Source organism: Nocardioides humi, assembly GCF_006494775.1.
GTDB classification, from domain to species: domain Bacteria; phylum Actinomycetota; class Actinomycetes; order Propionibacteriales; family Nocardioidaceae; genus Nocardioides; species Nocardioides humi.
Window position 1 is genome coordinate 2,824,193 of the sequence record NZ_CP041146.1, and the last position, 11,357, is coordinate 2,835,549.

An 11,357-nucleotide genomic window follows, 5' to 3' on the forward strand; every position below is an offset into this window, starting at 1 on the left:
GGTATAGCGTGATACACCTTGTACCCGATACAACCTGTATCCAGCGCCGTACCTCCCTCCCGAACAGGACCTCCGCCATGCCCCGACGCTCGCCGTGGATGAACCAGGATCTCGACGACTTCCGCGATCTCGCCCGCACCTTCTGCGAGAAGGAGATCAAGCCCAACGTCGAGCGGTTCATCGAGAACAGGCAGGTCGACCGCGACCTGTGGAACAAGGCCGGCGAGGTCGGCCTGCTCTGCCTGTCCATCCCCGAGGAGTACGGCGGCGGGGGCGGCACCTTCGCCCACGAGGCGATCCTCATCGAGGAGCAGGCCCGGGCCGGCGACAGCTCGTGGGGCGTCTCGCTCCACAACGGCATCGTCGCGCACTACCTCCTCAACTACGGCACCGAGGAGCAGAAGCGCGCGTGGCTGCCGAAGCTGGCCAGCGGCGAGGCGGTCGGCGCGATCGCGATGACCGAGCCCGGCACCGGCTCGGATCTGCAGAATGTCAAGACCAAGGCGATCCGGGAGGGTGACGAGTACGTCGTCAACGGGGCCAAGACGTTCATCACCAACGGCGCCCAGGCCGACGTGGTGATCACCGTCGTGAAGACGAACCCCGAGGAGGCCGCGGCCGGCATCTCGCTGGTCATCGTGCCGACCGATGCCCCCGGCTTCTCCCGCGGCCGGGTGCTCGACAAGATCGGCATGAAGGGCCAGGACACCTCCGAGCTCAACTTCTCGGATGTCCGGATCCCGGTCGCCAACCTGCTCGGCTCCGAGGAGGGCCAGGGCTTCGTCCAGCTGATGGAGCAGCTCCCCCAGGAGCGGCTCATCGTCGCGGTCTCCAACGTCGCCGCGATGGAGCTCTGCTTCGAGGAGACCCTGCGCTACGTCCACGACCGGCACGCCTTCAACCGGCCGATCTGGGGCTTCCAGAACACCAAGTTCAAGATGGCCGAGATCGCCACCGAGGCCCGGGTCGCCCGCTCCTTCGTCGACGAGTGCATCGAGCTGCACCTCGACAAGGCGCTCGACATCCCCACCGTCGCCATGGCCAAGCTGTGGTGCTCCGAGCGCGCCCAGAAGGTCGCCGACATGTGCCTGCAGCTGCACGGCGGCTACGGCTACATGAACGAGTACCCCATCGCCCGCGCCTGGGCCGACCTCCGCGTCTCCCAGATCTACGCCGGCACCAGCGAGATCATGAAGGAGATCATCAGCCGCTCCCTCCCCGCGCCGGTCTGAGATCCGCCGACCCGGCGCGTCCTGACCTGCCTGGGCCGCCGACCCGGCGCATCCTTACCTTGCGCGAGGTAAGGATGCGCCGGGTCAGCGCGATTTCGAGGTCAGGATGAGCCGGGTCGCGGATCAGGCGAGGATGCGGAGGGCGGCGGGGACCAGCTCGACGGTCAGCGGGGTGGCGGGGTCGGCGGGGAGCGGGCCCAGCGCCTCGCCGTCGGCGCCCACCGGCACCGCGCCGCCCCCGCGGTGCGTGCCGGAGAGGCCGACCCGCCGGCCGGTCAGCACGGTCACCTGGTCGAGGTCGACATGGCTGCCGTCGTACACCTTGGGGAGGGAGCGGATCAGGCCGCTGCGCGAGGCCGCCTCGATCACGATCACGTCGAGCAGCCCGTCGTCGAGGGTCGCGGCGGGCGCGATCGCCATGCCCTTGCCGTAGAACCGGGAGTTCGCGACCACCACCGTGGCCGCCTGGTGCTCGCTGCGGACGCCGTCGACCTCGAGGGTGCACGCGACGGGCCGGTACGTCGCGAGCGCGCGGACCGCGGCGACGGGGTACTGCAGTCGCGACGGCAGCCAGTGCGACCGGTCCACGATCTCGGCGGCGCGCGCGTCGACGCCGGCGTAGACGGAGCCGGCGACGACCGCCGTCGTACCGTCGCCCGCCGTCACCCGGAGCAGGTCGATCCGGCGCTCCACGCCGGACAGCAGCAGCCGCGCCTGGGCCGCGGTGTCGTGCGGGATCGCGAGCATCCGCGCGAAGTCGTTGCCGCGTCCGGCGGGTACAACGGCCAGCACTCCGTCGCGCTCCGAGACCGAGCCGGCGACCGAGGAGAGCATCCCGTCGCCGCCGACCGACACCACCACGGCGCCGCGCGCGACGGCGTCCTCGACCAGCGCCGGCGTCTCGGCGGCCGAGGTCGTGTAGGTCACCTCGACCTCGGCACCGGCCTCGCGCAGCGCCCGGGCCAGCGGGACGACGACCTTGGGCGCAGCGCCTCCGCCCGAGGCGGGGTTGACGAGGAAGGCGAACGACCGGGCGGTCGTACTCACGGGATCAGCACCCCGGGGTTGAGGATCCCGGCCGGGTCGACGGCCCGCTTGACGGCGCGCAGCACCTCGGCGCCGACCTCGCCGATCTCGGCGGTGAGGTAGGGCCGGTGGTCGGTGCCGACCGCGTGGTGATGGGTGATCGCGGCACCGGACGCGACGATCGCCTCGCACGCCGCGGCCTTTGCCGGCAGCCACCTGGCGAGGGGATCGTCGCCGCCGGGCGCGGCGACGGTGAAGTAGAGGGAGCAGCCGGTCGGATAGACGTGCGAGATGTGGCAGAGCACCATCGTGCCGTCGCCGAGAGCCTCGGTGAGCGCGGCCTTCACGCGCTGGTAGAGGCTGTCCCGGTTGCTCCAGAAGGTCGCCGTCTCGAGCGTCTCGACGAGGACGCCGACGTCGAGCAGGCTGTCGCGGAGGTACGGCGCGTGGAACCGCCCCGACGCCCACGCCTCACCCGGCTCCGCCCCGAGGGCCGTCCCACCGAGGGCGGTGAGCGCCTCGGTCACCGCGGCCCGCTTGGCGGCGACCGCGGCGGGCGCGCCCTCGTAGCCGACGATCATCAGGCAGCCCGGCCCCTCCTTGTCTGCACGGTCCTCCCCTCCGATGCCGGACGGGTCGGCGAGGTTGATCGCGGTCTCGTTCTCGTCGGAGAGCCGGATGACCGTCGGCAACAGGTCGGACTGGGCGAGTGCGCGCATCGCGTCGGCGCCGTCGGCGAAGCTCGACCAGCGCCAGCCCTCGTACTCCTTTGCCTCGGGCAGCGGGCGCACCCGCACGGTGACCTCGGTGATGACGCCGAAGGCGCCCTCGGAGCCGAGGAAGAGCTCACGCAGGTCTGGCCCGCAGGCGTTCGCCGGCGCGCTGCCGAGCCGGACCTCGCCGACCGGTGTGGCGACCCGCAGGCCGACCACCATCGCGTCGAACCGGCCGTAGCCGGCGCTGGACTGGCCACTCGAGCGGGTCGCGGCGAAGCCACCGATCGAGGCGTACTCGAAGGACTGCGGGAAGTGGCCGAGCATCATCCCGTGCTCGGCGAGCAGCGCCTCGGCCTCGGGGCCGCGCAGCCCGGGCTCGAGGGTCGCCGTCGAGGAGACCGGGTCGAGGGCGAGCAGGCCGCGCATCCGGCCGAGGTCGAGGGAGAGGACGCCGGTCAGCCCGGCCGGGTCGGCGACGAGCCCGCCGGTGACCGCCGTACCGCCGCCGAACGGGACCACTGCGATCCGCTGCTCCTGCGCATAGGCCAGGACGGCGACGACCTCGTCGTGGCTCGCCGGCCGGACGACGACGTCGGGAGCGTCGCCCAGGTCGCCCGAGCGCTGACGGAGCAGGTCCGGCGTGGACTTGCCGCGGGTGCGCTGCCGGCGGACGGCGTCGTCGGTGACCACGTGGTCGTCGCCGACGATCGCGCGGAGACCGGAGACCTGGTCGTCGGCGAGGCGGGGCGCGGGGACGGCGACGTCCGTCAGGGCCGGGGCGTCCTGGATCGGGAAGACCAGCCCGACCAGGTCGCGGACGCCGTCCGGCAGACCGGCGGCGTGGGCCGGGTCGCCCCAGCGCGTGGGGGGCATCTCGGGCTGCAGAACGGAGGGGCGCTCGGTCGTCATGTGTTACAGTGTTACACATGACGTCACATCGTCACAACCACGACTCCGAGCCGAGCCCACGGGACGGCTATCTCGACGCGGCGCGCGAGTGCATCCTCGACGTCGGCTGGCGGCGTACGACGCTCACCGAGGTGGCCCGTCGCGCCGGCGTCTCGCGGATGACGATCTACCGCGCGTGGTCGGACATGCCGGCCCTGCTGGGCGACCTGATGACGCGGGAGTGGGGGACGCTCGTCGCCGACCGCGTCGACCTCGCGACGACGCCCACGCCGGAGCGGATCGCGGACGCCGTGGTCGCCACGGTCGGCGCCCTGCGCGAGAACGAGCTGTTCACCCGGATCGTCGAGCTCGACCCCGAGCTGATCCTGCCCTACCTGCTCTCCCGCCGCGGCCGGTCGCAGGAGCTGATCCTGGAGGTCCTCGCCGCCGCGATCGCGGCGGGCCAGGCCGCCGGGGCGATCGGCGACGGCGACCCCTCGACCGTCGCGCGCGGCCTGGTCCTCGCCGCGCACGGCTTCGTGCTGTCCGCCCACACCATGGTCGACGACGCGGTGGACCAGCCCGCGCTCGACGACGAGCTGCACCACCTCATCGCCCGGAGCCTCACCCCATGACCCCCACCCTCATCACGCCCGGCCTCGCCGGCGCGCCCACCGACGTCGACGTCGTCGTGATCGGCCTCGGCGTGACCGGCGCGGGCGTCGCGCTGGACGCGGTCTCCCGCGGGCTGTCCGTGCTGGCGGTCGATGCCCACGACCTGGCGTTCGGCACGTCCCGGTTCTCCTCCAAGCTCGTGCACGGCGGGCTGCGCTATCTCGCGTCCGGCCAGGTCGGCATCGCCCACGAGAGCGCCGTCGAGCGGGGCATCCTGATGGAGACCACCGCCCCGCACCTCACCCGCCCGCTGCCGTCGATCGTCCCGCTGTCCGCCGGCGTGAGCCGGCCGATGGGGACCCTCGCCGGCGCCGGCTTCCTCGGCGGCGACCTGCTCCGCCGCGCCGCCGGCACGAGCGGCGACACCCTGCCCCGGCCGCGCCGGCTCAGCGCCGCCGAGACCCGCCGGCTGGCGCCGCCGCTGCGCACCGACGGGCTGCGCGGCGCCTACCTCGGCTGGGACGGCCAGCTCGAGGACGACGCCCGCCTGGTCGCCACGATCGCCCGTACGGCGGCGGCGCACGGCGCGCACGTCCGGACCCACGCCCGGGTGGTCTCCGCGACCGGCCGCGAGGTCGTCCTGCGCGACGAGCTGGCCGGCGGCTCCGCGACCGTCCGCGCCAGGGCCGTCGTCAACGCGACCGGCGTGTGGGCGGGCGACCTCGTCGACGACGTACGCCTCCGGCCCTCCCGCGGCACCCACCTGGTGCTCCGGGCCGAGACCCTGCCCGGGCTGGACGTCGCGGTGTTCGCCCCGATCCCCGGCGAGACCCATCGCTTCGTGCTCGTGCTCCCGCAGGCCGACGGCCGGCTCTACGTCGGCCTCACCGACGAGCCGGTCGACGGACCGGTGCCGGACGTGGCCGAGCCGACCGAGGTCGAGATCGGGTTCCTGCTCGACGTCGTGGCCGCGTCCTTCGCACGCCCCCTGCGTCGCGAGCACGTGGTCGGCGCCTTCGCCGGCCTCCGTCCGCTGCTCGACAGCGGCGACGACTCGACGGCCGACCTCTCCCGCAAGCACGCCGTGCTGACCTCGCGGACCGGCGTCGTCACCATCGTCGGCGGCAAGCTCACGACGTACCGCCGGATGGCCGAGGACGCCGTCGACGCCGCGATCGCCCGCGCCGGGCTGTCCGCCGCGGCCGGCCCCTGCGTCACCGCCACCCTCCCCCTGGCCGGCGCGGCCGCGCGGCCCGAACTCGCCGCCCGGATCGCCGCCGCGGCATCCCCGGGCGAGGCCCGCCTGGTCCGGCGGTACGGCGCCGACGCCGCCCTCGCGCTCGACGCCGCTGTCGCGGCCTCCGGCTGGCCGGAGGCCGACCTGCTCGCCCCGGTGGCCGAGGGCGTCCCGACCGTGTGGGCCGAGCTCTTCTTCGGCATCGCCCACGAGGGCGCCGCCGACGTCGCCGACCTGCTCGACCGCCGTACCCGGATCGGGCTCGTCCCCGCCGACCGGGAGCTCGCCCGCGCCGCTGCCGAGCGAGCTGTCGCGGCGGCGCAGGAATCGCCGCGGAGGCGGTGAAACTCTCACTTCTTGACCGTTGCAACGGTCAAGAAGTGACGGAACCACCACTGAAGAGGCGATTCCTGCACGCCCACCGTCGTCTCGGCCGGCGCGGACATCGCCACGGAGACCGACCGGACCGGTCACCGGATCGCCGCGGACATCGCGACGCTGGCCGACGAGATCGTGTTCCGCGTCGGTCAGGTGGTGCGGACGATGAACAGATCCGCGCTGGCGTTGGACAGGATCGCCGACGACTTCGCCGAGACCGACGCCGAGGCCGCCCGCTGGCTCGACCAGCACCGGAGCTGGCTGGACCGCAACGGCTACGGTGGCGAGCCCGAGCGGGCGCCCGTCCCGCGGACTCCCGAGGCCTGAGATGTCGTTCGCCGAGGACTTCCGCGCCGTCTGCGCCGAGGTCACCGACTACGTCCACCAGTTGGCCTGCGTCGAGAAGGCCTACGACCTCTTCGAGACCAGCGCCAACACCTACTCCGACACCGTCGAGCGTCCGGAGATCGAGCTCGAGGGTCAGGTGTCGGACAGCGGCGCGATGATCCCGACCGACTACCCGTTCAATCCGCCCTGGGTGCTGAACTACTCGTTCTGGGTGGGGACCACGTCACCCACTACGTGGCGGAGGACCAGATCCGCATCGCCTTCGAGATCGCGTGGCGGCCGTCGACCACCTCGCTGGTCAGCCAGTGCGACCTGGTCATCCACCCGGATGTCGCCGTCATGGCCGCCGGCTGCGAGTCGCTGAGCAAGACCGCCGTCGATCTCTACGCCTTCACGGCGGAGTTCGACGCGGACGGTGACGGCTCCAGCATGCCCGGGTTCGTGCAGAGCCTCCAGAAGTCGTGGGCGGGGCTGAGCGCGACCGGGTTCTACGACTTCTACGAGGACCTCACCGACCTCGTCTACCGCTACTACTCGGCGACGCTGCGTCTGGCCACGACGAGCGCCTGCGTGACCAACGCGATCGCGCAGTACCAGCAGAACATCCTGACCAACGCGGAGAAGACCCGGGACCTCGCCAGGGAGGTGCTCCAGAAGTGGCAGAAGTTCGAGAACCCCTTCGAGATCACGGAGGTCGACGCCGACTCCCGGGTCCTCGACGTGCTCGACGGGGTCAGCCTCGTGGCCGGCGTGGTCTCCCTCGCCCCGGGACCCCAGTCGCTGCTCACCGGAGGGGTGAGCGCGGTGACAGGCATCCTCAGCTATGTCTCGAAGGCCGTCCTGGAGTCGAAGGCCGTGGCGCTGCCGACGAGCGTCGAGATCCACGACGCGCTCTCCGCCGCGCTGTCCTCGGCCCAGGAGCAGCTGCTGGGCGTGCTGGACGCGCTCCGCGACGACTCGACGTTCCCCGGCGGGGAGGGCGACGTCGCGAGCCTTCCCGTCATCCCCTTCTCCCGGTTCGTGCAGGACAGCGAGAACAACGACGGCTGGAAGCCGCCGACCGTCGACTTCAGCTGAGCCGGGTAGCCGAGCAGCCGTCAGCGCCGGATCTTGACCTTCTTCGGGCCCTTGCCCGGGTCGAGGACGACGGTGATCTTGCGCGGCTTGGCCCGCTTGAGGATCTTGGCGCCCTTCTTCGTGAGCTTGACCTTGACCGCCTTCCTCTTGCCGGCCTTGACGGTGTACTTCTTCGTGGCGAGGGTCGTGCCCTTGTGCGTCAGCACCGCCGTGCCCGAGCAGGCACCGGCCGGCTTCTTCGGGCACTTGATCTCGATCGTGGTGACCCGGCCGCGGAGGGTGATCCTCTTCGACGCCACCTTCGCCACCTTGGCCGCGGCGGGACCGAACACCTTGACCGTCCTCGACGTACCGCGGTAGTCGACGGCGTACAGGCGCCCCGACGCGTCGAGGTCGATGCTCTTCGGGCCGTTGCCGGAGAACTGCTCGGTGCTGGGTGAGCCGACGGCGGTGACGTAGCCACCGGTCGCGGTGAAGATCTGCACCCGGCGGTTGACGCCGTGGCCGAACTCGCCCGGGTCGGCGACGTACACCTGGCCCGCCGCGTCCGTGGCCAGGCCCGACGGCGATCGCAGCTGCCCCGGCGCGCTGCCGACCTGTCCCCAGGCCCCGAGATAGGTCCCGTCCGCGGCGAAACGCTGCACCCGGTGGTTGGACCGCTCGGCGACGTAGACCACGCCCTGGGGCCCGACGGCGATCGCGGCCGCGTAGTCGAACTGGCCGGGCCCGGTGCCCTCGCCGCCCCACTGGCCGAGCTTGGCTCCCGAGCTGGAGTACCGGACCACACGGTCGTACATGCCGTCGGCGACATAGACGTCGCCCGACGGCGCCACCGCGATGTCCGCCCCGAAGCTCAGGTGGCCGGCGCCGTACTCGTCCAGCAGGCCGCCGGTCGCCGAACGCACCCGCACCCGGGTGTCGAGTGAGCCGACGTGCTCCAGCACCAGGACCCGTCCGGCGGCGTCCACCGCCAGCCCCCGGGGCGCCTCGGCGGGCCAGGACCCGATCAGTGCGCCGGCGCGGCTGTAGCGGCGGACCGTGTCGTCCGCGTAGTCGGCGACGTAGACCTCACCGTTGCGCCGGTCGACGGCGAGGCCGTCGCCTCCGGGCGCGTCCCACTCGACCTCGAGCCGATAGGTCAGGACGGAGGCCGCCTGCGCCGGCGCCGTGACGGCCGCGGGTGAGAGCGCGACGACCACCGCCGTCGCCAGCGCCGAGAGGAGCACACGTGGGAACGTCCGAATCCGCATGCCCGGGATTCCACCCCACCGGACGGGCTGTCGGCAACCGTCCGTCCACGGCGGTTCGGGACCGCCGATGAGTTTCCCCTCGTCGCCGGTCGGTCCCATCAGGCACACTGGCGAGGACAAGGGGCTGGCGATGGGGAGCATGGTGACGGAGCAGGCGGCGAAGACCGAGCGGGCCGGGCTGGCGAGCGACGAGCTCGCCGACTTCGACACCCTCACCGGGCGCTACCAGCGCGAGCTGATGGCGCACTGCTACCGGATGAGCGGGTCGGTGCACGAGGCCGAGGACCTGGTGCAGGAGACCTTCCTGCGCGCGTGGAAGGCGTCGGCGAGCTTCCAGGGCCGGTCGTCGGTGCGGACCTGGCTCTACAAGATCGCGACCAACGTGTGCCTGACCAACCTCGAGGCCAAGCCGCGGCGACCGCTGCCGACGGGGCTGGGTACGGCGGACTCCGCGCCGTCCGACGAGCTGCTCGAGGACCACGAGGTGCCGTGGCTGGAGCCGATCCCGGACGCGGCGGTCGAGGTCGCCGAGCGCGACACGATCCGGCTGGCGTTCGTCGCGGCCCTCCAGCACCTGCCGGCCCGGCAGCGCGCCGTACTCATCCTGCGGGACGTGCTGCGCTGGTCCGCCGCCGAGACGGCGACCGCGCTCGACACGACGACGGCGGCGGTCAACTCCGCGCTCCAGCGCGCCCACGCCCAGCTCGCCGAGCGCGGCCTGTCGCCCGACACCGTCGAGCCCGACCTCGACGCCGCCCAGCGCACCCTGCTCGACGCCTACCTGCAGGCGTTCTGGCGCAAGGACATCGACCAGATCGTCCAGCTCCTCAAGTACGACGCCACGTGGGACATGCCGCCCTTCCTCAACCACTACCGGGGGCCGAGGCGATCGGCCGACTCGTCGGCACCAAGTGCCCCGGCGGCACCCATGACATGCCGATGGTCGAGACGGTCGCCAACGGGCAGCCGGCGTTCGGCCTCTACATGCGCCAGCCCGAGGGCACTTCGAGCCGTTCCACCTGCAGGTGCTGCAGATGACCGGATCAGGCGACGACCTGCGGGTCGAGCACGTGACGGCGTTCTTCGACACCCGGCTGTTCGCGCGGTTCGGCCTGCCGGAGCGGCTGCCGGCCGACTACGTCCCGGCCTGACGCCATGACCGCCGAGCCCACCCCGGCCGGCGCGCTCCCGGGACACGACGGGCTGGAGCTCCTGCAGCGCGCCCTCGACTACACCCGTGGCGCGCTGGCGACGATCACCCCCGCCGACGTCGACCGGCCCACGCCGTGCGCAGGCTGGTCCCTCGCCGACCTGCTGGCCCACATGGAGGACGCGCTCGACGCCTTCGCCGAGGCCGCCGACGGCGCGGTCGGGCTGCACAGTACGGCGCCCGCGCCGGTCGAGGTGCGGGTACGCAGCCTGCAGACCAAGGCATGCGGCCTGCTCGGCGCCTGGATGGCCGCCGACTCGCCGGTGGTCGACGTCGGCGGGCACCCCCTCCCTGTCGACGCCATCGCCCGGCTGGCCGCGCTCGAGATCGCCGTCCACGGCTGGGACGTCGGCGCCGCCACCGGCCGCGGCGGCCCGCTGCCCGAGGCCTTCGCCGCCGCGCTGCTGCCGACCGCGCTGCGGATCGCACTGGAGGGCGACGAGCGGTTCGCGCCACCGCTCCCGGTCGACGTCGAGGCGCCCGCCGGCGTGCACGTGCTCGCCTTGCTCGGCCGCCGGTCCTGACAGCGTGCCCGGAGGACGTCAGCCCTTGAACCGGCTGGCGACCTTCAGCGGCTTGCCCGCTCCGGCCCGCTTGAAGTTGACGACGACGGAGCCGCCGCCGCACCTGGCATAGCGCCGGACGACGCTGAACTCGGCCTTGGTCACGACCGCGCCACGGGCTCCGACGGTGCGCTTCACGGCACCCGGCCGCATCGCCTTGCCGATGCGGCGGAACTCCTTCTTGGACACGCACGTGGCCGCACGCGGGGCGATGTCGTCGGTCGCCGGCCGGTCGGCCGGAACGACGGCGCGACCGGCGCCGGGACACGTGGAGAGGGCCTTCACGGGCAGCACGACCTCGACCGTGATGCCGATCTGCGACCCGGAGAGCACGTAGACCCAGCCGTTGCTGGGCCGCTGGATCGAGATGGTGGGGCCGACCGTGCCCTTGTCGCTGTGCGAATAGATCCAGCCGGAGATGGTGAAGTCGTCAGCGACGTGCGCGAGACCACCCGCACCCGACTCCCGGAACTGGCCGCCGACGGTCGGATACCGGCGCCCGTCCCAGTGGGCGTAGACCGTGGACGTTCCGTTCCCGTTGGCGACGGCACAGACCTTGGTCTTCCCGCCCTCCCACGAGGTGACCGTCGCCCATCCCGGCTTCGCCGACGCCGTCGGCGTGGCGAGGGTGCCCATGCCGAGAACCATGGTGGCGATCGCGACGAGCGATGTCATCGTCTTGCGCATGATGGGTCCTGTCCTTCGATGTTCCCTGGTGGCCGCCGTCGACGGGCCCGTCACCTCCTACCCCGGGGCACCCGCGACTAACCCGGCCCCACGACCCGCGGCACCTACTGGCGGGGCCTCATAGTGTGTT

11 protein-coding genes are annotated in these 11,357 nt (G+C 72.6%); 7 read left to right on the forward strand and 4 right to left on the reverse strand.

Going from position 1 to position 11,357, the window contains the following annotated elements; all coding sequences use genetic code 11:
• The first annotated feature begins 77 nt into the window (after positions 1 to 77).
• Positions 78 to 1,232 (forward strand): acyl-CoA dehydrogenase family protein, encoded by a 1,155-nt coding sequence (locus tag FIV44_RS13810; protein WP_141004945.1) that lies wholly within the window; start codon positions 78 to 80, stop codon positions 1,230 to 1,232.
• Between the two features lie 123 nt (positions 1,233 to 1,355).
• On the opposite strand, the gene FIV44_RS13815 is transcribed toward FIV44_RS13810, so the two are convergent.
• Both FIV44_RS13815 and FIV44_RS13820 read right to left on the reverse strand, forming a co-directional pair.
• Positions 1,356 to 2,279 carry a diacylglycerol/lipid kinase family protein gene (locus FIV44_RS13815; RefSeq protein ID WP_141004946.1) on the reverse strand — a complete coding sequence of 308 codons (924 nt, stop codon included), beginning with the start codon at positions 2,277 to 2,279 and terminating at the stop codon, positions 1,356 to 1,358.
• A complete protein-coding gene (locus tag FIV44_RS13820; RefSeq protein WP_246086947.1) occupies positions 2,276 to 3,883 on the reverse strand; it encodes an FAD-binding oxidoreductase in 1,608 nt (535 codons plus the stop codon). The genes FIV44_RS13815 and FIV44_RS13820 overlap by 4 nt, the downstream gene beginning before the upstream one ends.
• Before the next feature lie 17 nt (positions 3,884 to 3,900).
• On the opposite strand from FIV44_RS13820, the gene FIV44_RS13825 reads away from it, so the two are divergent.
• From FIV44_RS13825 to FIV44_RS30500, 4 genes are all read left to right on the forward strand, one after another.
• Entirely contained in the window at positions 3,901 to 4,497 is a 597-nt protein-coding gene (locus FIV44_RS13825; protein ID WP_141004947.1) for a TetR/AcrR family transcriptional regulator, read from the forward strand.
• Positions 4,494 to 6,059 (forward strand): glycerol-3-phosphate dehydrogenase/oxidase, encoded by a 1,566-nt coding sequence (locus FIV44_RS13830; protein WP_141004948.1) that lies wholly within the window; start codon positions 4,494 to 4,496, stop codon positions 6,057 to 6,059. Before FIV44_RS13825 ends, FIV44_RS13830 begins: the two co-directional genes overlap by 4 nt.
• A 198-nt stretch (positions 6,060 to 6,257) precedes the next feature.
• Positions 6,258 to 6,419, forward strand: a complete 162-nt coding sequence (locus FIV44_RS30495) for a hypothetical protein (protein ID WP_181411164.1) — start codon at positions 6,258 to 6,260, stop codon at positions 6,417 to 6,419.
• A gap of 255 nt (positions 6,420 to 6,674) precedes the next feature.
• A complete protein-coding gene (locus tag FIV44_RS30500; protein ID WP_181411165.1) occupies positions 6,675 to 7,517 on the forward strand; it encodes a hypothetical protein in 843 nt (280 codons plus the stop codon).
• Positions 7,518 to 7,537: 20 nt separating this feature from the next.
• Here FIV44_RS30500 and FIV44_RS13840 read toward each other — a convergent pair whose 3' ends face one another.
• On the reverse strand, positions 7,538 to 8,767 hold the full coding sequence (locus tag FIV44_RS13840; RefSeq protein WP_181411166.1) for an NHL repeat-containing protein: 1,230 nt from the start codon (positions 8,765 to 8,767) through the stop codon (positions 7,538 to 7,540).
• A gap of 130 nt (positions 8,768 to 8,897) precedes the next feature.
• Here FIV44_RS13840 and FIV44_RS13845 point away from each other — a divergent pair, with 130 nt between their 5' ends.
• Entirely contained in the window at positions 8,898 to 9,926 is a 1,029-nt protein-coding gene (locus tag FIV44_RS13845; RefSeq protein WP_246086948.1) for an RNA polymerase subunit sigma-70, read from the forward strand.
• Positions 9,923 to 10,501 (forward strand): TIGR03086 family metal-binding protein, encoded by a 579-nt coding sequence (locus tag FIV44_RS13850; RefSeq protein WP_141004950.1) that lies wholly within the window; start codon positions 9,923 to 9,925, stop codon positions 10,499 to 10,501. The genes FIV44_RS13845 and FIV44_RS13850 overlap by 4 nt, the downstream gene beginning before the upstream one ends.
• An 18-nt stretch (positions 10,502 to 10,519) precedes the next feature.
• Here the strand turns inward: FIV44_RS13850 and FIV44_RS13855 are convergent, their stop codons facing one another.
• Positions 10,520 to 11,227, reverse strand: a complete 708-nt coding sequence (locus tag FIV44_RS13855) for a hypothetical protein (protein ID WP_141004951.1) — start codon at positions 11,225 to 11,227, stop codon at positions 10,520 to 10,522.
• Positions 11,228 to 11,357 lie beyond the last annotated feature (130 nt).